This is a genomic window from Lacunimicrobium album, from assembly GCF_052161635.1.
Taxonomy (GTDB): Bacteria; Planctomycetota; Planctomycetia; order Planctomycetales; family Planctomycetaceae; genus SXPC01.
This window is the reverse complement of the sequence record NZ_CP197413.1, coordinates 4,278,992-4,303,086: the sequence shown is the minus strand read 5'-3', so window position 1 is coordinate 4,303,086 and position 24,095 is coordinate 4,278,992. Positions and strand designations below refer to the sequence as shown.

General features: G+C 55.0%; 19 protein-coding genes. 11 read left to right on the top strand and 8 right to left on the bottom strand.

Annotated elements, in window-relative coordinates; genetic code table 11:
* Positions 1-342: 342 nt before the first annotated feature.
* The 6 genes from SH248x_RS17285 (at position 343) to SH248x_RS17260 (ending at position 8,038) form a co-directional block, all read left to right on the top strand.
* Positions 343-2,382: a PrkA family serine protein kinase gene (locus tag SH248x_RS17285; protein ID WP_459555554.1), complete on the top strand. Its 2,040-nt coding sequence runs from the start codon at positions 343-345 to the stop codon at positions 2,380-2,382.
* Positions 2,383-2,540: 158 nt separating this feature from the next.
* Positions 2,541-3,212, top strand: a complete 672-nt coding sequence (locus SH248x_RS17280) for a Uma2 family endonuclease (RefSeq protein WP_459555553.1) — start codon at positions 2,541-2,543, stop codon at positions 3,210-3,212.
* Positions 3,213-3,215: 3 nt separating this feature from the next.
* A complete protein-coding gene (locus SH248x_RS17275; protein ID WP_459555552.1) occupies positions 3,216-4,322 on the top strand; it encodes a DUF444 family protein in 1,107 nt (368 codons plus the stop codon).
* 130 nt (positions 4,323-4,452) lie between these two features.
* On the top strand, positions 4,453-5,979 hold the full coding sequence (locus tag SH248x_RS17270; protein ID WP_459555551.1) for a SpoVR family protein: 1,527 nt from the start codon (positions 4,453-4,455) through the stop codon (positions 5,977-5,979).
* Positions 5,980-6,132: 153 nt separating this feature from the next.
* Complete coding sequence (locus SH248x_RS17265) at positions 6,133-6,633, top strand: hypothetical protein (RefSeq protein ID WP_459555550.1); 501 nt, start codon at positions 6,133-6,135, stop codon at positions 6,631-6,633.
* A gap of 73 nt (positions 6,634-6,706) precedes the next feature.
* Positions 6,707-8,038, top strand: coding sequence for a PQQ-binding-like beta-propeller repeat protein (locus tag SH248x_RS17260; protein WP_459555549.1), 1,332 nt, complete (start codon positions 6,707-6,709; stop codon positions 8,036-8,038).
* A 22-nt stretch (positions 8,039-8,060) separates the two neighbouring features.
* Here SH248x_RS17260 and SH248x_RS17255 read toward each other — a convergent pair whose 3' ends face one another.
* On the bottom strand, positions 8,061-8,348 hold the full coding sequence (locus SH248x_RS17255) for a hypothetical protein (RefSeq protein ID WP_459555548.1): 288 nt from the start codon (positions 8,346-8,348) through the stop codon (positions 8,061-8,063).
* A 183-nt stretch (positions 8,349-8,531) separates the two neighbouring features.
* Between SH248x_RS17255 and SH248x_RS17250 the strand changes: the two genes are divergently transcribed.
* A complete protein-coding gene (locus SH248x_RS17250) occupies positions 8,532-8,783 on the top strand; it encodes a hypothetical protein (protein WP_459555547.1) in 252 nt (83 codons plus the stop codon).
* A gap of 62 nt (positions 8,784-8,845) precedes the next feature.
* Here the strand turns inward: SH248x_RS17250 and SH248x_RS17245 are convergent, their stop codons facing one another.
* From SH248x_RS17245 to SH248x_RS17225, 5 genes are all read right to left on the bottom strand, one after another.
* Positions 8,846-9,517, bottom strand: coding sequence for a hypothetical protein (locus SH248x_RS17245; protein WP_459555546.1), 672 nt, complete (start codon positions 9,515-9,517; stop codon positions 8,846-8,848).
* 205 nt (positions 9,518-9,722) lie between these two features.
* Entirely contained in the window at positions 9,723-11,501 is a 1,779-nt protein-coding gene (locus tag SH248x_RS17240; protein WP_459558622.1) for an ATP-binding cassette domain-containing protein, read from the bottom strand.
* Between the two features lie 205 nt (positions 11,502-11,706).
* Positions 11,707-13,086 carry a hypothetical protein gene (locus SH248x_RS17235; RefSeq protein ID WP_459555545.1) on the bottom strand — a complete coding sequence of 460 codons (1,380 nt, stop codon included), beginning with the start codon at positions 13,084-13,086 and terminating at the stop codon, positions 11,707-11,709.
* A 299-nt stretch (positions 13,087-13,385) separates the two neighbouring features.
* Entirely contained in the window at positions 13,386-13,850 is a 465-nt protein-coding gene (locus tag SH248x_RS17230) for a DUF1579 family protein (protein WP_459555544.1), read from the bottom strand.
* 739 nt (positions 13,851-14,589) lie between these two features.
* The gene (locus SH248x_RS17225) at positions 14,590-15,810 is read right to left on the bottom strand and encodes an alkaline phosphatase family protein (protein ID WP_459555543.1); all 1,221 of its coding nucleotides are present in this window, start codon (positions 15,808-15,810) and stop codon (positions 14,590-14,592) included.
* A 261-nt stretch (positions 15,811-16,071) separates the two neighbouring features.
* Here SH248x_RS17225 and SH248x_RS17220 point away from each other — a divergent pair, with 261 nt between their 5' ends.
* The 4 genes from SH248x_RS17220 to SH248x_RS17205 all read left to right on the top strand — a co-directional run bounded on the left by SH248x_RS17220 (position 16,072) and on the right by SH248x_RS17205 (position 21,464).
* Complete coding sequence (locus SH248x_RS17220) at positions 16,072-17,622, top strand: sialate O-acetylesterase (RefSeq protein ID WP_459555542.1); 1,551 nt, start codon at positions 16,072-16,074, stop codon at positions 17,620-17,622.
* Between the two features lie 211 nt (positions 17,623-17,833).
* The gene (locus tag SH248x_RS17215) at positions 17,834-19,012 is read left to right on the top strand and encodes a cysteine desulfurase family protein (RefSeq protein WP_459555541.1); all 1,179 of its coding nucleotides are present in this window, start codon (positions 17,834-17,836) and stop codon (positions 19,010-19,012) included.
* 119 nt (positions 19,013-19,131) lie between these two features.
* Complete coding sequence (gene fmt, locus SH248x_RS17210) at positions 19,132-20,094, top strand: methionyl-tRNA formyltransferase (protein ID WP_459555540.1); 963 nt, start codon at positions 19,132-19,134, stop codon at positions 20,092-20,094.
* A gap of 233 nt (positions 20,095-20,327) precedes the next feature.
* The gene (locus SH248x_RS17205) at positions 20,328-21,464 is read left to right on the top strand and encodes a lactonase family protein (RefSeq protein WP_459555539.1); all 1,137 of its coding nucleotides are present in this window, start codon (positions 20,328-20,330) and stop codon (positions 21,462-21,464) included.
* A 198-nt stretch (positions 21,465-21,662) separates the two neighbouring features.
* On the opposite strand, the gene SH248x_RS17200 is transcribed toward SH248x_RS17205, so the two are convergent.
* Together SH248x_RS17200 and SH248x_RS17195 are read right to left on the bottom strand one after the other, a co-directional pair.
* Positions 21,663-22,937, bottom strand: a complete 1,275-nt coding sequence (locus SH248x_RS17200) for a PQQ-binding-like beta-propeller repeat protein (RefSeq protein WP_459555538.1) — start codon at positions 22,935-22,937, stop codon at positions 21,663-21,665.
* Positions 22,938-23,274: 337 nt separating this feature from the next.
* Positions 23,275-23,838, bottom strand: coding sequence for a DUF309 domain-containing protein (locus SH248x_RS17195; RefSeq protein ID WP_459555537.1), 564 nt, complete (start codon positions 23,836-23,838; stop codon positions 23,275-23,277).
* Between the last annotated feature and the right edge of the window lie 257 nt (positions 23,839-24,095).

Genomic DNA, 24,095 nt, shown 5'->3' with positions numbered 1-24,095 from the left:
CGACACCATGAGTACGGGCTTGCTTTCATCAGACCTCCGGCAGAATGTCCTTCTACCGCTGCGCTGATCGACTGATAAGTCATTCTGCGGATCTTTTGGCGCTCTCATTCACTCTGTCCAGCCATTGTCTACTCAACGTGATCACGCGTCTGTGACCGGTTGACACATTCGTCAATCGCTGCGTTCGAGATTCCGATACCGCCCAGCCAGCGTTCGCGTGCGCCCCTGCGTAACAACAATGCCGACAGGGCAAAGTTCACTATCCAAATTGCAACGAACACCACCACACTGATCGTGGCAGGTTTTGAATGGCTGCGTGCAAGCAGTCGGGAGATTCGACTCATGGCAAGTTCATCACTGCTCTCTCAGATTTCCTCCAAGATGTCGAAAGACTCTTTCCGTCAGGAACACTGGGAAGGTTCGTTTTCGCAGTATCTCGACCTCGTCAAAGAGAAGCCTTACACGACACGGACAGCCTATCAGCGTCTGTACGACATGATCATGGAAGACGGAACCTATCCGGTTGAAGGAAGCAAGGATGGACAGATCCGTTACAAGTTCTTTGACGATCCACATAACGATGGGGAAGACGCGATCTTCGGCCTGACCACGCAGCTGATGGAACTCGTCAACGTCTTCAAATCGGCGGCTTTGAAGTATGGGACGGAACGACGCGTGCTGCTGCTTCACGGCCCGGTTGGATCGTCGAAGTCGACCATTGCGAGACTTCTCAAGCAGGGGCTGCAGCGTTATTCACGCACTGACCAGGGCGCACTTTATTCCTTCGGCTGGAAACAGGATGACGGTACCATCGTCTGGGATCCGATGAACGGCGAGCCTCTGCAACTCGTGCCGCAGAAGTATCGAGCCGAGATTTGCGATTACTTCAATGAAGGCAAAGGGGAACACGATCCGCGCAGAGTCGAGATCCATGGCGATATCTGCCCGCTATCTCGTTACTACTATCAGGAACGCCTCAAAGAAGCCGATGGCGACTGGACGAAGGTCGTCGAATCGGTTGTCATTCGACGCGTCATCCTGTCCGAACAGGATCGAGTGGGAATTGGTACGTTCCAGCCGAAAGACGAAAAGAACCAGGATTCGACGGAGCTGACGGGGGACATCAACTATCGCAAGATCGCAGAGTACGGCAGCGAATCCGATCCTCGCGCGTTCAACTTCGATGGGGAATTCAACATCGCCAATCGCGGGTTGATTGAGTTCATCGAAGTTTTGAAGCTGGATGTCGCGTTTCTATACGACCTTCTGGGGGCGTCGCAGGAACACAAGATCAAGCCGAAGAAGTTCGCCCAGACCGATATCGATACGGTCATCATTGGTCATACCAACGAGCCGGAGTATCGCAAGCTGCAGTCCAACGAGTTCATGGAAGCGTTGCGTGACCGGACAATCAAGATCGACATTCCGTACGTCACCAAGCTGTCCGAAGAAATCAAGATCTACCAGAAGGACTACAACACGCGACGGGTCCGTGGCAAGCACATTGCCCCTCACACGCTGGAGATCGCCGCGATGTGGGCCGTTCTCACGCGATTGGAGCAACCCAAGCACCATGGCTTGACGTTGCTGCAAAAGATGAAGCTGTATAACGGCAAGACCCTGCCGAACTTCACGGCGGACAACGTCAAGCAGTTGCGTCGAGAGGCCCGCTCGGAAGGGTTGCATGGCATCTCGCCACGCTTCGTGCAGGACAAGATTTCGAATGCGCTGGTTGCAAACTCCGACTCGACCAGCCTGAACCCGTTCATGGTGATGAACGAACTCGAAGAGGGACTAAAGCATCACTCTCTGATCCCCAACGAAGATACGCGCGAGCAGTATCGACAGCTGGTTTCTGTCATCAAGGAGGAGTACACCGACATCGTCAAAAATGAGGTGCAGCGAGCGATCGCGTCCGATGAAGAAGGGCTCAATCGCCTGTGTGCCAATTACATCGATAATGTCAAAGCCTACACCCTCAAGGAGAAGGTGAAGAACAAATACACCGGCCAGGATGAGGAACCGGATGAGCGTCTCATGCGTTCGATCGAAGAGCGGATCGACATTCCTGAGACCCGCAAGGATGACTTCCGCAGAGAGATCATGAACTACATCGGAGCCTTGTCGCTGGATGGCAAGAAGTTCGATTACCGCACGAACGAACGTCTGCAGAAGGCGCTCGAGATGAAACTCTTCGAAGACCAGAAAGACACGATCAAACTCACCAGCCTGATTTCGAATGTCATCGACGCCGACACGCAGGAAAAGATCGACATCGTCAAAGGCCGGCTGATCAAGAATTATGGCTACAACGACGAATCAGCGACAGATGTTTTGCAGTACGTCGCAAGCATCTTCGCCCGGGGGGATGTGAAGCATTGATCGCTGAAAGGAGCACAGACATTCCTGTCTGTGAGGCGAGCGGGGGGTGTGAACCCCCTGTGACTTCAAAGCAAATGGTGGAATGAGAATCTTCCCTGTGAGAAGATCTCATTCTCGTGATCTAAGTTACCACAATTTTCATGCAGCAGAACTTCCTCATGTCAACGACTGACCTCTTATTCTCAAAGGCTTCGCTAGTCGACCCGGCGGTAGAAGCCATTCACTCACATCGAGGATCACCCACCTGGGAGATGGCTCGTTTTTTTCCTCGTCAAGGCGAATGGAACGTAGAGCAATATCTGGCTTTGGAGGATGTCGAAGGCTTAATTGAGTTCAATCACGGCTGTCTGGAGTTTCTGCCTGTGACGACTTGGGATCATCAGTCAATCGTAGATTTCCTTTATGCAAGCATCCGTGAGTATGTCCTTGCACGCCACCTTGGACAGGCAAGGACTGCTCCATTGCGATTTCATGTCGCAGATCAAATCTACCGCGAGCCCGACATCCTCGTGATTGCTCAAGGTGATAAAAAGCCAGGAGCGAAGTATCCGCACACTGCCCGGCTTTTGGTAGAGGTTGTCTCACCAGGTAATGATGGACGAAATCGTGATTACATCGAAAAACGTGAAGAGTATGCGACAAATGGCGTTCCGGAATACTGGATCGTCGATATGCAGAAAAAGATCGTCACCGTTTGTCAGCTCGAAGGCAATGTCTACCACGACCTCGGACCTTTCAGTCAAAACGAAGTTATCAAGTCTCCTCTGTTGAATGAACTTTCCATAACGCCCAACCAAATCTTCGGCGTCATGGAAGAAACAAACGAGTAACCCATGTCCCGTAACATCGATATCGATCTCCAGCGTTTCAAGCACATTGTCCGGGGCAAGGTGCGGCAGAACCTTCGTAAATACATCAATCACGGCGATATGATGGGCCGCAAGGGGAAAGAGACCGTCAGTATCCCGGTCTCCAATATCGATATCCCCCATTTTCGTCATGGCAAGAAAGGCTCGGGCGGGACGGGGCAGGGGGAAGGCGAAGTCGGTCAGCCAGTGGGGCAGGGGGACGACCCGGCGGATGGACAAGGACAAGCGGGCGATAAGCCGGGGCAGCATGTTCGCGAGGTCGAGCTGACGTTTGAAGAGCTGGCCGCGATGCTGGCCAATGAGCTTCAACTTCCGAATATCGTTCCCAAGGGACAGGAAGCGATTAAGACCAGCAAGGACAAATACACCTCGATCAATCGCACGGGTCCGGATGCGCTGCGTCACTTCAAGCGGACTTACAAACAGGCCCTCAAACGCCAGATCGCGACCGGCGAGTACAACTCGGTTGAACCAAGAATTCTCCCGACTAAGGATGATGAGCGATTCAAATCCTGGAAGACCGTCACCCAGCCGGAAGCCAACGCGGCGATCGTTTACATGATGGACGTTTCCGGGTCGATGACCGATGACCAGAAAGAGATTGTTCGCATCGAGGCTTTCTGGATTGATACCTGGCTGAAAAGCCAATACCGCGGTATTCAGCGCCGCTACATCGTTCACGATGTCGTTGCGCATGAAGTGGATGAAGACACCTTTTTCCGCGTCAAAGAATCGGGCGGGACGAGAATTTCCTCTGCGTATCGCGGTGCCCTTAAGGTCATCGAACGTGACTTCCCACTGGACGACTGGAACCTCTATTGCTTCCAGTTCTCCGACGGCGACAACTGGGGCGAAGACAACATCGAATGCCTCAAGATGCTCACCGCCGACCTGCTGCCGAAGTGCAACCTCTTCTGCTACGGCCAGGTCGACAGCCCGTATGGCTCGGGTGATTATTTGAGGGAGTTGAAAAAGGTCGAGTCGAAGTTTGATTCACTGATTCTGTCAGAGATTGCCAGCAAAGATGGCATCTATGACTCGATTAAGTCGTTCCTTGGCAAGGGCAGATAAAGCCAGTTCACCACAAAGTCACGAAGGACACCAAGTTTCACGAAGAAGAATCTGACTGATTGGCTTTGTGAACCTTCGTGTCCTTCGAGCCTTTGTGGTGAATGCATTTTAATTTACAGCGAGCCTCCCCATGGCAATCTCCACCCACCGACCTCTCCCTTCTGAAATCCGCGACATTCAGGATCAGATGAAAGAGATCGCGGCCAATTACGGCCTTGATTTCTACGAGACGATCTTCGAGATGCTCGATTACGAAGAGCTTTCGATGTTCGCCGCGTATGGTGGGTTTCCGATTCGCTATCCGCATTGGCGGTTCGGGGCGGAGTTCGATGAGCTGATGAAAGGCTATTCGTACGGCTTGCAGAAGATCTACGAAATGGTGATCAACACCGATCCCTGTTACGCCTATCTTCTCAGCTGCAACGACATCGTCGATCAGAAGCTCGTTATTGCTCACGTTTACGGCCACTGCGACTTCTTCAAGAACAACGCCTGGTTCGGCCCGACGAATCGCAAGATGCTCGACCAGATGGCCAACCACGCCGCGAGAATCAGTCGCTACATCGACCAGTACGGTTATGAAGTCGTCGAGGAATTTATTGATTCCTGTCTGTCGATTGAAGACCTCATCGATATTCACTCGCCACACATCCGTCGTCGTCCCGATTTTTCCAAAGCGGCGATGAAAGCCCCCGAGAAAGAGGACCAGAACACCAACAACAGCTCCGGTCGTTTCGCGTCCAAGGGGTACATGGATGACTTCATCAACCCGCCTGATGTTCTGCGGAAGCAAGCCGAGGACAAAGCTGCTGAACAACAGAAGAAGGATGACATTCTCTCGTTCCCCAACGAGCCAACCAAAGACGTCCTGCTGTTTCTGATCGAGCATGGACCGCTGCGTGACTGGCAGCGCGATATCCTCTCCATCGTTCGTGACGAAGCCTACTACTTCGCCCCTCAAGGCCAGACCAAGATCATGAACGAAGGCTGGGCCAGTTACTGGCACTCGACGATCATGACCCGCCACGGCCTGAAGGACTCGGAAGTCATTCACTACGCCGACCACCACTCCGGCACGATGGCCTCCAGCCCGACTCGACTCAATCCTTATAAACTCGGCATCGAGCTTCTCAAGGACATCGAAGAACGCTGGAACAAAGGCCAGTTCGGCCGTGACTGGGAAGAGTGTGAAGATCACGAAGAGAAGATGCGCTGGGACAACGGCCACGGCCAAGGTCGAGAAAAGATCTTCGAAGTCCGCAAGATCCATAACGATGTCACGTTCATCGATACCTTCCTGACAGAAGACTTCTGCCGTCGTAACAAGATGTTCTCGTTCGCCTACAACGAACATAACAAAACCTACGAGATCGCCTCCCGCGAATTCAAAGAAATCAAACAACAGCTGTTGCGCAATCTGACAAACTACGGCCGACCATTCATCTATGTCGTCGATGGCAACTACCTGAACCGCGGCGAGCTGCTGCTCAAACACCGTTTCGAAGGTGTCGAACTCAAACTCGACGAAGCCTACGACACGCTGATCAACATTCACCGCCTGTGGGCACGTCCGGTCAATCTCGAGACCATCATCGACGAAAAGCCCGCCGTCATCTCCTACGACGGTCACAAACACCGTCTGGAACCCCGCAAGTAACCCACTTTCGCAGAATCACCCCTTCCCAACACTCCTGTTGCAGACCACAATTTATCAGTTGGCCTTATTTCATCGTCAGGTAAATGTCGATGAAACTTATCGGCTACGTGTCTCCCACTGTGCTCAACGGCGGGAGACCGGAAGGATGCCTTTATGTCGTTCCTGACGTCCCTCACACAATCGCTGCAAGCGCAGACAGGCTGGGCTGGTTCAGTCCCGCTGACGATTTCTGCCCGCGATGCTGCTGTGGACTGCGAGGTCGACGTCACCGCGATCGATCGCCTCAGCTGTTCGATCGCCGAGATCCGTCTGGGCGGCCCGTTCCTTGCGAATGCCACTTACAACCAGCTGCAGGACTGGGCGCGGAACTTCAGTCGGAAAATCACCTATCTGCTGGAAGAACTCGGCCCGCTCGAATTTGACCCGCAAGCCGGTCAGGTCCTCGTTCGTTCCATCAAGCCGGACACTCTTCCCGATGGAACCGCGTATTTCGAAGTCATGCTCGAACTGCAAACCGGCACGATGTTCTCGATGAAACGCTACCGCTACGTCAAAGGCCAGCCCGGCCGCGATTCGATTGACATGCACCTGACGGTCGAGGTCCTTTGCAAGCTTCTCAATGACCTCGTCACGTCATTCCCGGCTGCTCCTTGAGATTGCTGTTTGCATTGTGGCTATAATCCCTGAGACGCTCCGCATTCTCGTGTGTGCCTCGAAAGGGACTCTTATGCTTCGCAGTCTTGGCCTGTTCATTGCATTCAGCTGTTCGAGCCTTTTCGCAGCCGATTTCCCACAGTTTCGAGGCATCAACGGTAACGGACAGGTCGCGGATGCAATGCTCCCGAGACAGTGGTCCGAACAGGAGAACCTCGCCTGGAAAATCGATGTCCCGGGCACGGGCTGGTCGCAGCCGGTCATCATCGGCGAAACTTTGTTTCTGACGACCGCTGTCTCAGAGAAAGATCTGACACCCAAAGACTTTGCAGGTGGTGTGCGACTCCCTCAAAGCATGGGGCTGGGAGGTCTTACTTCCGCTCCCAACACCACAATCGACTGGCAGGTTCACGCCTACAACGCGCTGACAGGGCAGCCTCTGTGGGCCAAGAGCATTGTTGTCGGCGAGCCGAAGTTTCCCATTCACCCATCCAACACGTATGCCACCGAATCCCCGGTCGCTGACGAATCAGGAGTCGCTGCCTTTTTCGGAGCCACCGGAACTCTCGTTGGGCTCTCTCACGCGGGCGAAATTCGCTGGCAGGTTGAACTGGGTGCCTTCCCGACCAGCAATGGCTTCGGAACAGGCAGCTCGCTCGCTATTCACGACGGGCTGGTGTTCGTTCAACACTTCACTCAGAAGAGTGGCCTGATCGCTGCTTATCAAATGACGACCGGCAAGCCTGTCTGGTCTGCACAACGTACCAAAACGGAAACATCCTGGAGCTCGCCAATGCTCTGGAAAAATGGGCAGCGCACCGAACTGCTCAGTTCAGGCGATGACTTGATCGTCAGCTACGATCCGTCGACCGGGTCCGAATTGTGGCGTGTGGCCAACATCAAAGCCCCGACAGCCTGTTCGATCGCCGCTGATGCCGATCGCATTTACTTCGGCGGTTCGGATCCGTTTTCCAAAGGTCCGTTGTTCGCCGTCCGTGCAGGTGGGGCAGGGGAACTTTCGCCGTCGAAAAAGAACGATCAGTTCAACACCTGCGACTGGCTGGTTGAACGGGCAGGTCCCGGGATGGCTTCACCTGTCTCGAATGGGGACTTTGTGTACGTCGCTGCTGAGAATATCCTGCGTTGTTACGATGCAAAGAGCGGTGCTTTGCTGTATCAGAAACGGCTGCCTGAGATGAAGCTGGTCGCTGCCTGTCCTCTGATCGTCGGCGATCAGCTCTTCGTCATGGATGAATCCGGCCAGTCCGCGATGGTGAAAGTAGGGCCGGAGTTCGAGATCGTCGGGGGAGGCAAGATCAACGACCTTTTCTGGGCGACTCCCGCTGTTGCTCACAACTCACTTTACCTGCGTGGCGTGAAGAGCCTGTACTGCATCCGCCAATGATTTCCTGATCGATGGCAGAGGATCAGGTCAGCCCTTCGCCGAAATCTTCTTCGTCGCCCTCGGCTTCATCTTCGTCAGCGTGACTGCTGACTTTCGGTTCGCTGGCATCCGTCACTGCGGTTTCCTCGACGATGACGATCTCCTCGGTCACGACGACTTGTTCCACCACAACGGCCGCTGGTTCCACGATCGGTTCTGCTTCCACGATCGAGACGAAATCCTCGATCGGCACCACTGCGCGGTAATTCCGTGGCGGGTCAACGGCAATCATCCACTTCCCCGCTGCGAACGGCGACGCCATCGACGTCACGTTTGGCTTCGTGTGCAGCTCATGCCCCGTTTGCGGACAACGCCACAAACGCGACCCTGCAAAATTGCTACGTAACCCCGGACCCTTCATCGTTTTCTCATTCCTGTCAATAAACCAGACTGGAGACGGGCGTTTCCAGACGATTATAATTCATGCGTCGCACAATTCACACGGAGATTTCCCATGTCGCGCGTCCAGGACGATATTCAACGCTTTTACAACTTCGCGATGGAGAAAATCCAGACCAGCAAAGACGCGTATTCCATCGAAGACCTCTTCGAACTCTGGCACGACGACACAGCCCCCGAGCCCTACTCGGAAGACGACGTGCAGGCAATCCTTGCGAGCTATCGTGACGTCAAGAACGGCGTCGTTGGCATCGACGCCTTCGAGCACTTGGATCAAATTAAATCCAAGTATGGATTGAATGACTAAACCGTGTATTTCATTCAGATCACTCCATTGGCTCAGCAAGATGTCGGCAGGAACGTCTGGACTCAATCCCCCAACCGCGTCATCTCCCGCTCCACAATCGCTGACTCCTTCTCCATTGCTGGCAGCACAAGTTCTGACTCCACCGGCTCGACATAATCCCCGTGCACCGTGATCCCCAGCACGCGGCCTGACTTTGGCAACCGCGTCAGTACAAACCGATCCGAAGGAAACGACCACGGCGCCTGAAGCCCGTTGAAAAACTCCGGCATTGTGTCCGACGCTGTCGATGCACCATAAGTGACGTGCTGCGTCAAATACTCCCCGTGCAGGAGTAGCCCACGTCCTTGGCCCAGGTCCACAAGTAACGCTGTTTCATCGCTCCCCTGCACCCGTACCTTCGACGAATCGCAGTAGGCGACCACGATCTCCTGAACGACAAACTCCTCCAGATCCGCGGACAACTCTGACTTCGTCTTTTGCTGACGCAACACAAACTTTCGCATCGGGACGTAAAACACCAACGCCGCGATGCTCCACCCGATGAACTGCCAGAGTCCTGCCCAGTGAGGCCAGAACGCGATCCCGAGGCTCCAGCCCAGTTGTCCTAAGAGCAGAAATGGGATGATGGCAAACAACATCCCGACAAAGACCCAGCTGACGTAATCCACTTTCAGCCAGCCCTCAACGACCCGCCGCTCCGCCTGCGTCCCCGCCCTCGTCTGTATCTGTACCATGCGTCTATTCTACGCAACGAAGGAAGTTTGAACCATCGATTAGTAGGGTGCTGGTGAGGCTCCGCGAACCGCACCAAATGTGGTGACGAAAGTTGAAACGACTTTGAAAACGTATTTGGTGCGGTCCGAAGACTCACCAGCACCCTACATTTTGAAACAGACGCATCCCCTTCCGGCTAAGCCCCAATCCCTAAGCCCTCCCCCGTCAATCCCACCCGAGTTCTTCCTGGATCGACGCCCACTCTTCTTCCAGCTGACTGATCTCCGTTCCGATCGACGTCAGCTCTTCGTGGATCTTCTGAGCGGCGGCGACGGCGGCGGTCTTCGCGAATTCTGCAGAGAGTTCCTTCTTCCTGGTATCCAGCTCTGCCAGTTTCTTCTCGATCGTCTGCAGTTTCTTGCGCTGCAGTTTTTCTGCCTTCTTATCGTCTTTATTCAGCGAGACCGATTCCTTCCCGCCGGCCTTCTTGTGGACGACGCCCATCGCGCGCTCGCCCTCTTCGATTTCCTTATTGATGCGATAGACGTAGGTGTCGTAGTCGCCTGCATAGACCGCGACATTTCCATCCTTCACTTCAATCACATCGGTCGCGACCAGCTTCATGAAGTGGCGGTCGTGGCTCGTGAAGATGACAGTCCCCTGGTACTCACGAAGGGCAGCCGCGAGCGCTTCGACGGTCTCGACGTCCAAGTGGTTACCGGGCTCATCGAGAATCAGAATGTTGCAGGAACTGAGCAGCAGTCCCGCCAGACACAACCGCGCCCGCTCACCCCCGGAGAGGACCTTGATCGGCTTCTGAATCGCATCTCCCTTGAAGAGGAAACTCCCCGCGACATCCAGAATCTGCTGGGTCGTGACGTCCTTCGCGGCTTCGCTTTCCAGGTACTGATGCACGGTCCAGGTCTGTGGCAGGGTCGTATAGACGTGTTGGGCATACGTGCCGAACTCGCAGTTATGACCCCACTTCATCACACCTGCCTTCGGCTCCAGTGAACCGACGATCGTGCGCAAAAACGTGGTCTTCCCCTGACCGTTGTCTCCCACGATCGCGACGCGCGACTTATGCTCGATCTCAATACGAATGTCTTTGGCAATCTCGCGATCCGGATACCCAATCGCCAAGTCCTCACAACGCAGAGCCGTCCCCTGACGCTGGTTAACCGCAGGGACACGGATCTTGACGGATGCTTCTTTCGCCTCGACATCAACCGTCTGCAATCGTTCCAGCTGCTTGGCTTTACTGCGTGCCTGAGATGCCGTCGCGGCACTGGCGCGGTTTTTATCAATGAAGGTCTGCAGCTGCTTTTGCTTGGCCTGGACGGTCGCGTTGTAGCGACGGACGGTTTCCTTCTGCTCTTCCTGCACAACCAGGTACTGCTCGACTTTGGCCGGATAGAGTGTCAGCTTGCCACGCGAGAGTTCCAGCGTGTAATTGCAGGTCGCCTGCAGAAACGACCGGTCGTGTGAGACCACCAGGACCGAGGCGTCGAAGTCGAGCAGGAAGTGCTCGAGAAGAATCTGCGTTCTCAAGTCCAGAAAGTTCGTCGGCTCATCGAGAACCAGCAGATTCGGCTCATGCAGCAGCAGGCTCGCCAGCTTCACGCGGGTCTGCCATCCTCCTGAGAGTTCTTTGACCGGACCTTCGAGATAACGCCCTTTGAGTTCAAACCGAGCCGCGACTTCCCCACACTTCCAGTCCGGCTGATTGCTATCGCGCATCAAAAAGTCGAGCGCCGATTCCCCCGGGACAAACGGATCGTGCTGCTGCAGATACCCGACCCGCAGATTCGGCGAACGAATCACTTCGCCGGAATCAAGCTCCTCCTGCCCGAGCAGCACGCGACACAACGTCGACTTCCCGGCCCCGTTCCTCCCGATGAACCCGATTTTCTGATTGTCCGAAATCACACACTCCGCATGATCCAGAAGAGTCTGCGGCCCATACGACTTCGTCGCTTCCGACAACTGCAACAACACCGACATAACGATCCACCCAAAAGAAATCCGATAAACGCCCCCATCAACTGACAGGGACATGTGCACCGATGTCCAAAAAAACCCAAACCGGTGCGTACTGAACCGTAACCTTACCCGGTCCCAACCATGTGTCAACATGAGCCGGCACGTTCATCAATGCTTGTCAATGGGTGCCTCGCAAATCAGGCATTGGTTGCGAAACGACAAGGCCTTACTCCCATTCCCAACCTTTGGAACTCACACACAAACCACTCGACAGTTTGCCCCTCTGCTGGGTATTCACTCCGACGCTGTAAAGTCGATACTCACCATTTACCACTTCGTAGCTTAGTTCTTCACCGTTGAACCAGTCTTCAGGAACCGATGCCAGATAGTCCGGTGTTAACTTATCGAGCTGTTCCGGATACTTCCCATGAGCACGATGGTATCGCTCCAGAGAAAAGCCGATATCAACCAGCTCTTTTCTCATGCGGAGCTTGTCATCAATCCAAATAGGGCCTTCCAGGTTCTGCAGATCGCCTCCGGCTAATGCGCGGGCCAAAAGTTGCCCACGGACCTTCGGCCCTCCAAGAAAGTACCCTATCAGCGAATCAAACGTTTCCAAATGAACCGACTCCTTATCACGATATTTTGCCAGTTCGGTGTATTTCCGAAAGCGTTCTACTTTGGGCAAGATCGACCAAGATTTGATTTCGTCGAATCGCTCATTCAAGCCGATAAGCGTTTCATTAAAATCGAACTCCATCAGAGTCAGAATTTTTAAGATGAACGGGACCTTTTCTTCTTTCGCATTGATCAGTCGAATGGTGTCCAATACAGAGGCATTATTGTAGATCCGACGATTTGCGATCACGCAAACTGTCTGTAGAAACGCAAGTCGGCTGTAATTGTCAACAGCCTCAGTCACAGTGACGGACACATCTAGTTTTCTTATTCGATCCTGATAGGCAACAAGTGATTCGAGCGGCAACTCTGGATCCTGCGCCAGAGCAAGATCTCGGGAGTAAAGATGTAAATGAATGACGGCTGCATACAGGCGATCAGACAGATGGGGTTGTTGCCTATGCAGTTCTGCGAATCGATGAGCAGCTGTCAGTTTTCGAATCGCATCCGCATGTCTTGCTTCGCCAGCATCCAGCATGGCACTGACAGCCAGAAGTCTTCCTGCCTGAAGCGAACTAGTCAAATAGCCGAGCTGAATGGCATCGAAAGTCGGTAACTCGGCGTCGGGTACAGATAATCTGCAAGGCCAGAAGAAGTTGCTTTTGTTAGACATCCTCTCAAGCGATTCAATTGCTTGAACAGTCGATTCTTTGTTCAGCCATGCGAACATCTCTGGATAGTCTTTGCGTTTCCAGACGATCGCTTTATCGTAAGGAGTGAGCAACCTGAGACGCTTCTTCTCAACAGCTTTCTGCGACAACCTGGTCCCCTCCAGAATTCTTTCGACATACTCAGGGTAGGTTTCTGTGAGCAAGATCTCTGAGTCCTCATGAATGCCCATTTGTTCTGAGACACTACGACGAAAGTCTGCGAGATTATCCTCGTCATCGACTCCATACACACCATCTCTAAAGACGCCGAAGATCAACGCCAGATCAACCGCCGCATTCTCCTCCGGCTTGATTGTTTTCCCGCGGGCGTTAAACGTAGCGATGTAATCAGGAAACCCCTGTGCATCAATCGGATCGAGGACAACAGTCGTCTCCGGCGCAATCCTGATGACCTGCTGACGCCCCGTTTCCGGATCAACCCAGCGACTCGCCGTCTCCACCTCCTGCCCATCCACGACGAGTGAGCAATTCAGACCAATCCAAATCAGACACAGCCACAAACTCAGCTTCATTCTCAATGTCCCAATCGGTCTGAATTCAAACGAGTTCCACTCACCTACTTCACTCGTCGATAAATCGTCTCCACCGCCAGACCCTCCGGCTCCTCCGGCGGCTTATTATACGCCCGAATAATCAGCTCATCGTCGCTGACCAGTTCAAACTCCGTCCGCCAACCCCAGGCCGGCGTATTCTCGCCGCTGTCATAAGTCCCCAAAACTTCGAACCCTCGCTCCTTCGCTTTCCCATGTGAAAACATGATTGCATAGCTCATATGAAAATCATCTACCCACGACGTCTCAAACCGCTTATCAATATGATTATAAGCCATCATCTCCTCCCCATGCCGCGGCTTCCCTTTCATAGACCCCTCATAAGTATGACGCAAAAACCGCCCACCCAGCGCCGGCTCAATCGTCCCCTTCACCGTCGACTCATCCTCCAACTTCCCCGGCTCAAACCAAGTCTTACAATTCCCTTCCCACGACCCGGTCATGCTGGCAAACAGTTCTTTGGGTGTCATTCCGGTGCCCTTTTCCTTTCGGCGTGCTTCGATGCAACGAGTTGAGGCAGTTCCGCGATGGAAGTATTAGCGAACAAAGAAATAATGATTGAATAGACAACCGATTGGCCAACGGGCGAGGATCATGACACGTCCGCTTCTATTCTCGTCAAATCACGCGAGGAGAGATTTGACTCCAAAATTTCGAGCAGATGTAGTATTCTGCTCATTTGGCCCGCCATGCGTCAACGATTTTGTGAAATGCATTGAGTGCCGGCTCCGCAGAGCGAAGCGAAAGTTTCCCCATTCCCCACTCGCTTGCAAATCTCCCCTCGACCGGCTATCCTGCGAAGCTTCCATTTTTCCCGGCCCACGGTCCTCCGACTACGTCCCGTTCCGGGGGCACCCGATTTCCAGGATCTGAGTTTCCATGGTCTTCCGTCCACGCACTAAATACAAACTTGCCCTGAAAAACAACCGCTGCTCAAAATGCGGCGCGATTGTCCGCAAAAAAGTCCGCTGCAAACGCTGCCACAAAGCACAGCCGCCTATCCGTCCGTAGTCTTAACTGCTGACGTCGAAATGCTTTAGGCGCCTGCGCGCTGACAAAACCTCAAAAAAGCGTTCCCAACTGATGTTCGGAACGCTTTTTTCATGCCTGTAGGGTCCGCTGTGCGGACCATCAATCGACTTGCAATTTGTTGGTCGCCCTTGTTGCTTCGACGCGAATTCTCGGTCCTCACAGCAGACCCTACAGGCTTTACGCTCCCGGCTTGCCGAAAAACGTCGGCATCAACTCCCAGCCTGCATCGAACGTCAGCCCTGTCCCAGCTGCGGCTCCTTCGTGATAATGAGTTGCTTCGTCCGGTTCGATTCCGGTCCCTGCCATTGTGAACGGCACGTACCCGTGGCTGTGTGTTTTTGTTCGTAGAAACGTCGGATGGTCGGGCGAAATCAGGATGCGATACTCTCCCTGCGACTTCAGGTACTCGTGCACCGGCCCGACGATTTTCGCATCGATCTGCTCCAGGGCATGCACCTTCGCCTCCACATCACCTTCATGCGAGGCTTCATCCGAAGCTTCGACATGCACCACTACAAAGTCTTTTCCACTCTTAAGGGTCTCGATCGCATACCGCCCCTTGGCGGCGTAGTCCGTATCGAGATACCCCGTCGCTCCCGGCACGTTGACAACCTCCCAGCCGAGCAGTCGCCCGATTCCACGCAGAAGATCAACAGCCGTGATGACCGCTGACTTCACCCCAAACCGCTCTTCAAACGGCTGAAACGCCGGTTTGCTCCCTTGTCCCCACAGCCAGACCTGCGTGGCTGGCTGCTCGTTGTTTGCCTTGCGAGCCTGATTCCCTGCGTGCGATGCAAACAGCGCTTTGCTCCGCTCCATCAGATCCAGCAGTAACTCGGCCCCTTTCCCCTTGGGCAGGTAGGGCTGCACTGCCTTGTCCGTCACGTCATGCGGCGGCTCGGTTTTCGTCGTCTGGTCAAAGGGGCTCTGCTCCCCTTCTTTGCCGCGGTAAATCAGCAGATTGCGGTAACTGACGCCCGTAAAAAATGTCCAGCGCGGATCATCCTTGACCAACGTCTGCATCGCCTTGATCAACTCTGCTGCGAGATCGTTCGGGATCTGACCAGCTGTGAAACTGGTCATCATCCCCTCCAGGCTGGTGATGAGATTGCAGCGAATCGCCCAGTCATGCGGCCCGAGCGTGATCCCCTGAGCCGCTGCTTCCAGTGGTGCTCGTCCCGTATGGAGTTTCAGCGGGCTGTACCCAAACAGGCTCATCGTCCCGACGTCGCTCCCGGAGGGCATATCCCCCGGCACATTGTCCGCCTGCCCGACGACCCCCAGCCGGGCGACCTCGTCCATATGAGGAGTCTTCGCGAAGTCGAACGGCGTCTTCCCGTCGAGCGTATGTTGAGGTTCGTCCGCAGCACCATCGGGAATAATCAGAGCGTATTTCATATCAGCGGCTTCTTCGTGGGAACCGTGGCAGGATTTAAGAGTGGAAACAAACGTCGAGCCATCGCCACGATAATGAAATCCTGCGAAAATCGCCAACCGCGTCCTCAAGTGACTAGCGACACGCGAACAAAATGTCTCAAATAAACAGCAATTGATGTCATGGGCGCCTTATCATTAGACGCTCTGTCTCGCGGGCATACGGGTGGAACATCTCAACCACGTGACCGCGGACACCAAAAATCCCACCCAGGAGTGAATTGTATGAAACAGTCTCCCCGATGGACCCAGCTGCTCTGTGCCGTGAGCGTGATGCTGATGTCTGCCAGTACTCTCAAAGCCGAGATCAAACTCCCCGCCATCATCGGCGATAGCATGGTCATCCAACGCGATAAGCCCGTCCATCTCTGGGGCTGGGCCGACGCCGGTCAGGACGTCAAAGTCGAACTCAAGGGCAAAACCTACTCTGCCAAAGCCGACGACCAAGGCAAATGGAGCATCACCGGCGACAAGCTCTCTGCTTCCTTCGAGCCCATCGAAATCAAGATCACGGCAGGCAGCGAAACCAAGACTCTCAAAGACATTCTCGTCGGCGAAGTCTGGCTTTGCTCGGGTCAGTCCAACATGCAGTGGTCCATCAACAACTCCGTTGATGGCGACCTCGCGACTCTCGCTGCTGACAATCCTCACATTCGCCTGATTACAGTGCCCAATCGAGCCGCCCAGGAGCCGAAGTACACCTTCGACGGCTCATGGAAATCTGCCAGCCCACAAACAATCCCCGGCTTCTCAGCCGTCGGTTACTTCTTCGGCAAAAAGCTGTTCGAAACCATCGACGTCCCCGTCGGACTGATCAACAACTCCTGGGGCGGTTCTGCCGCGGAAGCCTGGACAACCGAGAAGACTCTTCTCTCTGCTCCATCAACCGAAGGCATCGTCAAAGGCTGGAAAGACCGCGTCGCCCAGTACGAAGCACAGAAGGCCGAACTCGAAGCCAAGAAAGAACTCACGAAAGAAGAAAAGCAACAACTGAGCAACATCGTTGGTCGAGGCCTTCAAGGCAACCATCGTCCAGCCAACCTCTATAACGGCTGCCTCTCGCCCGTCATCGGCTACCCGATCCGCGGCGTCATCTGGTACCAGGGCGAGTCGAACGCCGGCCGCGCGTATCAGTACCGTGACCTTTTCCCGATGATGATCAGTGAATGGCGTAACGACTGGAAGGACCAGGACATCTCCTTCTACTGGGTCCAGCTCGCCGATTACATGGGCGTCAAAGATCAGCCTTCAGACTCCGCCTGGGCCGAAGTCCGCGAAGCTCAGACGATGACTGCCAAACTCCCCAAGACAGGTGAGGCCGTCATCATTGATCTCGGCACCGGCAGCGACATTCACCCACCGAACAAAGAAGACGTCGCTTCTCGCCTCCTCCGTCACGCCCTCGCCAAAGACTACGGCCTCAACGTCGTGGCTTCGTCTCCGACACTGAAATCACACACCATCGGCGAAGACGGCAAAGTCACGCTCGTCTTCGATCACGATGGCGGCGGCAAAGGCCTCAAGACGCTCGACGTCAAAGAAGTCCTCGGCTTCACCATCGCGGGTGAAGACAAGAAGTTCCACAAAGCAGAGGCTGTCATCACCGGCAAAGACACGATCGTCGTCTCCAGCCCCGACGTGAAGGCCCCTCAAGCCGTCCGTTACGCCTGGGCCGACAACCCGATCTGCAACGTCTACTCCGCCGTCAACCTCCCCCTGACCCCCTTCCGCACCGACGACTGGGAAGGCATCACCGCCAAAAGCCTCGGACCATAATTTCTGAACTCCCCGTAGGTCGGCTGCCGCAGCCGACATGACGCAGCGCAAGAAAAAGGACACAGACCCAACAGTCTGTGTCCTTTTCTATTGAACCATCTTTCTCTCCAACCTTCTTGCCTTCCACTCCGTGCCCTCCGTGCCTCTGTGGTAAACCTTCTTCTGCTCCCCATTCCTGTCCTGCCACCTCATTCCCGCTATACTTTTCTTCGTGCCCCATCGTCTCCTTCGCGCCTTCGTGGTGAACCTCTTGATCTACCTCGACAACAACTCCACCACCCCGCTCGACCCGCACGTCTGGGACGTCATGACGCGCGTCTCCCAGAACGCCTGGGCCAACCCCGGCAGCAGACACCAACTCGGTCGCAAAGCCCGTCAGGTCTACGAAGACGCCCGCGACTCGATCGCAGGTTGCTTGCACGCTCACCCGAAATCCCTGACCTTCACCAGCGGCGGTACGGAAGCCATCAACTTCGCCCTCTTCGGACTCGCGCATGCCCGCCCCGACAAAAAACACTTCGCGATTACCGACGGCGACCACCCCGCTGCGTCGCGACCCTCTGACATCCTCGTCCGACAAGGCTGGACACGCCACCTCATCTCCCTCGACGACAACGGCTTGATCGTCGAAAGCTCCCTCACGCAACTCCCCTGGGACGACCTCTCCTTCGTCACCGCCCTCTGGGCCAACAACGAGACCGGCGTCATCCAGGAACTCTCCTCACTCACCACCCTTTGCCAGCAACACAATGTCCCGCTCCACCTCGACGCCGTCCAGGCTGTCGGCAAACTCCCTGTCGACTTCACCACGATCGGCGTCAGCGCCCTCAGCTTCGCTGCCCACAAATTTCACGGCCCCCGAGGCATCGGCGGCCTGCTCCTCAAAGAAGGCACTCCCTTCTCTCCCACACTCTTCGGCGGCTTTCAGGAACAAGGCATCCGCCCCGGCACCGAACTCGTTACCCTCGCTGCCGGCATGGCGACGGCCCTCCAACTCGCGACCGAAAACCTCAACACCTGCGCGACACACATCCGCACGCTGAGAGACCGCTTCGAAGACGAACTCAAAGCCTCTCACCCCAACATCATCATCCACGGCGAGCAGTCTCCCCGCCTCCCCAACACCTCCAACATCGCCTTCCCCGACAACGACGGCGAAGCCCTCCTCGTCACCCTCGACCTGTTGGGCCTTGCCTGCTCCCAAGGCTCTGCCTGCGCCAGCGGCTCCAGCGAACCTTCCCCCGTCCTCCTCGCGATGCACATCCCCGAACACCTCGCCAACAACTCCCTTCGCTTCTCCCTGTCCCGCATGACAACCAGTGATGACATCACAGACGCATTGAAAAATCTCTCTCATGCTTTAGGCGAACAGTCTCCTCGGGACTCTTAAAAACCAGGCTCTAAAACATTCCGTTGGCTTCCTTCGTCAGTTTGAGCGATTACTCTAAGTGAGTAAGAACAAGTAATGACGGACGATGAACTCTTCTCTCGATATGAAAGGCCCACACCTTGCCACTGCGAATTCTGATGATGGGGACAGGGGCGTTTGCGTTGCCGGTGTTCAAGGCGCTGGTCGAGTCGGAGCATGAAGTCGTCGGACTCGTGACGCAGCCCGATCGCGTCGGACGCGGGCATCATCAGCATGTCAATCCGCTCAAGGAGTTCGCGGTTGAACGCGGCATTCCCGTTTTGCAGCCAGAGAAGGTGCGGACAGAAGAATCGCTCGATGACCTCAGGGCTCTTAACGCGGATCTTTATGTCGTCGCGGCGTATGGGCAGATCCTGACAAACAAACTGCTCGCGATCCCTCGCCTGGGAGCCATCAACGTCCATGGCTCGATCCTCCCCAAGTACCGTGGGGCGGCTCCCATTCAGTACGCCATCTGGAAGGGCGAAAAAGAAAGCGGCGTGAGCATTTTTCAAATCGTCCGCGAACTCGATGCCGGGCCTGTCTTTGGCATCGCGACGACCCCCATACAAAGCGACGAAACCTACGGCCAGCTGCATGACCGCCTGGCCGAATTCTCCGTCGGCATCACGCTCGATGTCGTCAACCAGCTCGATCAGGGGATCGCGATCTCAGTGCCGCAGGATCCTTCTCAGGTCACTTTCTCGCCCCGTATTGAGAAGGAAGAAGGGCTCATCGACTGGAGCAAATCAACCGAAGAACTCGGCTGGCATCTCCGCGCCATGCAGCCGTGGCCGAATCCATTTACCTTCCTGCATCACGCTGGCAAACCGCCTCAGAGGGTCATCATCACGAAGCTCCAGCCCTATCACCGCGATCTTCCCTTCGAGCATCTGTCCCCCGGCGATCTGCTCTCGACGCCCGAACGCGAACTCCTCGTCCGCACCGGCGACGGTCTGGCGAAGATCATCACCCTGCAACCAGCTGGCAAAAGAGGGATGACTGCGGCAGATTTTCTGCTCGGGACCACAATCTCCCCCGGCGACAAGCTCGCAAACACATAAATTGCCTGTGATATGAATCTGGTTACCGCTACACTATCTCGACCAAAACAGAAAAGGGTTGGAACGCAGAGACCACAAAGGTGAGCAGAGGACGCAGAGTAACGGCCAGAACTTTCCACTCCTGAAATCCATTGCGACTTCGCGTTGAATCTGGACCTCTTCTCCGCGACCTCTGCTTTCCTCCGCGATCTCTGCGTTCCAACCTTCCCACTTTGAAACTATCGGAGCAGTTCATGATCGTGCGCCTCATCCTGACTGTCGCCTTCGCAGTGTTATTTAATGCCCCGCTTTCTGCGGGTGAATCGAACATGCTTTATTTCGTGACTGGAAAAGGCCCCGAAGACTCGGGCATTTATCGAGCGGAGTTTGATCCCGAGACGGGCAAGTTCGGCAAGCTCGAACTCGCGAGAAAGACCCAGGCCTCTGCCTCCATCGCTTTCTCGCCGGATGGAAAATACGTCTACACCTGCGGCACGTCGAATATCAAAATCGAAAAGGGCAGCTCAGCGTGTGCTTACCGTATCCAGGACGACGGCACGCTCGAACTCCTCAACGAACTCACGACAGGCGGTGCCGGCCCCTGCTACATCGAGACAACAGCAGATGGCAAATTTGCCCTCGTCGCTAATTACTCTGGCGGGAGTGCGATCGCATACTCGATCGCTGACGATGGCTCACTTGAGAAGCAGATTTTCTTCGAGCAATACGAAGGCGCCAGCAAAGCTGACCCGAAGCGTCAGGAAAAAGCTCACGCTCACCAGTTCCGCGAGATCCCCGGAACCGACACCCTCGTCGTCAATGACCTTGGCACCGATAAAATCATGGTCTATCACCTCGACCGCAAAGCAAAATCGATCACGCCCGCCAAGACGCCTTCCGTCAGCACCAGGCCAGGTGATGGACCTCGTCACATCGACTTCCTCAATCTCAAGTCACACATCGTCTGCTACGGCCTCAACGAACTGGCCAGTACCCTGACGACTTATCATCTCCGCGATGGCAATATCGAAGTCGGCAAGACCGTTCCCATGCTCCCTGCTGACTACAAGAAGCAGAACACAGCTGCAGAAGTCCGCGTCCACCCCAACGGCAAATTCGTCTACGCCACCAACCGTGGCCATAACTCGATCGCTGTTTACAGCGTCGACCAGGAAACCGGCGAACTCACCTTCGTGGAACGCGAACCAACCGGCGGCGATCACTGCCGCCACTTCCAGTTCGACCCCACCCGCAAGTTCATGCTCGTCGCCAACCAGAACGGCGGTCCGATCGTCGTCAAAACCATCAGCGACAAAGACGGCAGCCTCACAGACACCGGCGAAACCCTCGACCTCAACGGCGTCGGCTGCTCACGGTTCCGCCCTGAATAAAGGGATGAGCAACAGTGACTTGATCCTTCTCCCTCGGCTAGCTGCTTTCGTTCCTTCTCCCCCGGGGAGAAGGTGGCAGCGCTTCGCTGACGGATGAGGGACCTCTGCGAACCTTCAACTGCTCTCATCACAAAAAAAAGGAGTGAGGAAACACTCACTCCTTTCTTCATTTGCATCATGCCACGCCATTGTGCATGTCTACTTGCCAAACGCATACAATGTCGTCGCGGTCCGAACATAAATGCGATCTCCTGCCAAGGCGGGAGTCGCGGGCGTCATCTCGCCAAGGTCGATGGTCTGAATCTCCTCCAGCGTCGGCTTGAGCGTCAGGACCGAAATCTTACCATTCAGCGAAGTCACATAGAGGTGGCCATCAGCTGCCACTGGTGACGCGAAGTATTGGCTGGCATCTCCCAGTCGCTTTCGCTGCACGATCCCTGCGCCGGTTTCAGGATTCAAGACAGAGACCTGACCACCATCCTTGATCAGAAACAGCTCGCCTTCATAAATGATCGGGCTGGGAACGTAGGGCAAAGTCACGGATTTCTCTTGTGACCAGAGAACGTGTGACTGGCTGATATCGCCTGAACCACCGGCTTTGAGTGCAAAGACCCGATTGACGCCCTTGGCAATCATCATCGTCAGCTCGTTCCACTCGGCGAAAACAATCTCGCCGTCCTTATTCAGATCCTGCCCGCCGAAGAATGTTTCGAAAGGCGTGCCGACCGATTCGTCTTTGGTATAATGACCATCTTTGTTTTTATCCATCATGCCGAGAAGCTGCTCGAAGCCCGGCAGTGCCCCTTCCCCCTGAGCGGGAGGCGCCCAGCCTGCAAAGCAGAGAACATCCCCCTCAACGACAGGGACCGTGCAAACGACCGAAGGAAGCCCGTTCACCTTCCAGAGTTCTTTGCCATTCGCAGGATCATACCCCTTGAGGCAGTACGAGCCCGCAACCACGATCTCTTTGCGATGACTGTTTTTCCAGACGATCGGACTCGTATAGCCCGAGAGAAACTCACTTCGATCGACACGCCAAAGTTCATTTCCTTTTGCGAGATCGAAGGCATACATCGCTGGTTCGTTGATGACATCTCGAACAAGGATGACCTTCCCATCAACGATCACTGGAGAAGTCCCGCTGCCGAAGTCGCCGTGGGTTTCAGCTTTGGGCATCGACTTCGTCCAGAGAATGTTCCCGTCGAGATCGAAGCAGGTCAGTCCATAGCTCCCGAAGTAGCTGACAACGTGAACTCCATCAGTCGCGACGGAGGAAGCCGCCGGGCTACCAAGGGTCACGTGATAAGCCTCGATCTGATCCGTCGGTGCTTTCTGTTTCCAGAGCAGCTTCCCATCGGCAGTTGAATAACAAAGTGTTTCGAGCGAGCCGTTATCAAACGCGGTCAGAAAGAGACGCTGCCCCCAGACGATCGGACTGCTGAACCCACTCGGGACAGCGATTTTCCAGACCACGTTTGAGTCTATTCCAAACTCGACGGGAGGTTTCGAGGAACTCGAAATCCCCATGCAGTTGAGCCCTCGAAAGGAAGGCCAGGTTGGTTCATCAGCATGAGCCACAACAGAAACAAAGAGAACCGCGCACGCAGCAACAGACGACCGGAGCATCAGCGAACTCCAAAGAAATGGCAAAGGGGACATGATCACGGGACGATGAAGGAGGTCGCTGAGTGGAAAAGAACCTTACAGCCCAGGAAAAATTTCCTGTTCGCAAAGAAAAAGCCTCATCGGGAAGGACTACTAATCCTATCCTGATGAGGCTTTGATTCACGAATTCTACACGCCGAATCGCTTACGAGCGTTGCAGAACCGGTTGGAAGACGAACGGAAAGACGCGGACCGGAGCGCCTTGCTCGAGGTCATGCTTGTAAGCCAGTTGAGCCGCGCGGTCAGCAGCGAACTGCAGTGACGTGAATTCCAGGCCGCAGTAGTAATCGCGATCGACTTCGGCAGCGACATCTGCGAAGACTTCACCCGCAGAGGCGGCATGACGTCGAACGCCGTGGATGCTGCCTTCGCGGACTTTGACGCCGGCCGCTGCCATCTTGACCAGCCCCTTGAGGAAGCGGCCGATCATGCTGTCCGTGCCAGAGGCTTTGATGAGGCGTTCCCACTCATCTTGAGCCTCCCAGTAGTAGCCCATGTTGAAGTAGTCGATCCCCATCAGGAACGCCCGATTGTCGTTCCAGGTTTCATCGTTGAGAGGCTTGGGGCTGACGCGTTTCTGGCCGTAGCTGTGGCCTTGCGGGTCACGAATCGGGTGGGGCGTGCCCGATCCCGGGGTAAAGGTGTAATCAGGCAGGTCAACCGAGGGCATCATTCGATTGACGGTCAGAGCGCCGTTGGCTGTGATCATGTCTCAACTCACTGTCTTGGCAGACGTTCAATTAGGAGGTGGATGTGTGTCCGTGGCCGACGAAATCGTGTCGGCGTGGCGAATGCGTTTCATCAGTCAGAAACGCCAAATAATTTGGCATGAGCGCGCAAAAATGACGGCAAAAGCCGTTGCGCAAAGCAATCCATTAAGCTGAAAGCGTACCAGCGACGCCTCTGAAAATCGATAACGATTTTTCAAAAACACGCAAGTTTGCGGGGTTTGCCAAATCTGAATCA

Excerpts from the sequence above, each read along its gene's own strand:
- SH248x_RS17220 (WP_459555542.1), top strand. The coding sequence starts at position 16,072 with ATGAAACAGTCTCCCCGATGGACCCAGCTGCTCTGTGCCGTGAGCGTG.
- SH248x_RS17250 (WP_459555547.1), top strand. The coding sequence starts at position 8,532 with ATGTCGCGCGTCCAGGACGATATTCAACGCTTTTACAACTTCGCGATG.
- SH248x_RS17205 (WP_459555539.1), top strand. The coding sequence starts at position 20,328 with ATGATCGTGCGCCTCATCCTGACTGTCGCCTTCGCAGTGTTATTTAAT.
- SH248x_RS17265 (WP_459555550.1), top strand. The coding sequence starts at position 6,133 with ATGTCGTTCCTGACGTCCCTCACACAATCGCTGCAAGCGCAGACAGGC.
- SH248x_RS17285 (WP_459555554.1), top strand. The coding sequence starts at position 343 with ATGGCAAGTTCATCACTGCTCTCTCAGATTTCCTCCAAGATGTCGAAA.
- SH248x_RS17245 (WP_459555546.1), bottom strand. The coding sequence starts at position 9,517 with ATGGTACAGATACAGACGAGGGCGGGGACGCAGGCGGAGCGGCGGGTC.
- SH248x_RS17225 (WP_459555543.1), bottom strand. The coding sequence starts at position 15,810 with ATGAAATACGCTCTGATTATTCCCGATGGTGCTGCGGACGAACCTCAA.
- SH248x_RS17280 (WP_459555553.1), top strand. The coding sequence starts at position 2,541 with ATGTCAACGACTGACCTCTTATTCTCAAAGGCTTCGCTAGTCGACCCG.
- SH248x_RS17195 (WP_459555537.1), bottom strand. The coding sequence starts at position 23,838 with ATGATCACAGCCAACGGCGCTCTGACCGTCAATCGAATGATGCCCTCG.
- SH248x_RS17275 (WP_459555552.1), top strand. The coding sequence starts at position 3,216 with ATGTCCCGTAACATCGATATCGATCTCCAGCGTTTCAAGCACATTGTC.
- SH248x_RS17240 (WP_459558622.1), bottom strand. The coding sequence starts at position 11,501 with ATGTCGGTGTTGTTGCAGTTGTCGGAAGCGACGAAGTCGTATGGGCCG.
- SH248x_RS17270 (WP_459555551.1), top strand. The coding sequence starts at position 4,453 with ATGGCAATCTCCACCCACCGACCTCTCCCTTCTGAAATCCGCGACATT.
- SH248x_RS17260 (WP_459555549.1), top strand. The coding sequence starts at position 6,707 with ATGCTTCGCAGTCTTGGCCTGTTCATTGCATTCAGCTGTTCGAGCCTT.
- SH248x_RS17230 (WP_459555544.1), bottom strand. The coding sequence starts at position 13,850 with ATGACACCCAAAGAACTGTTTGCCAGCATGACCGGGTCGTGGGAAGGG.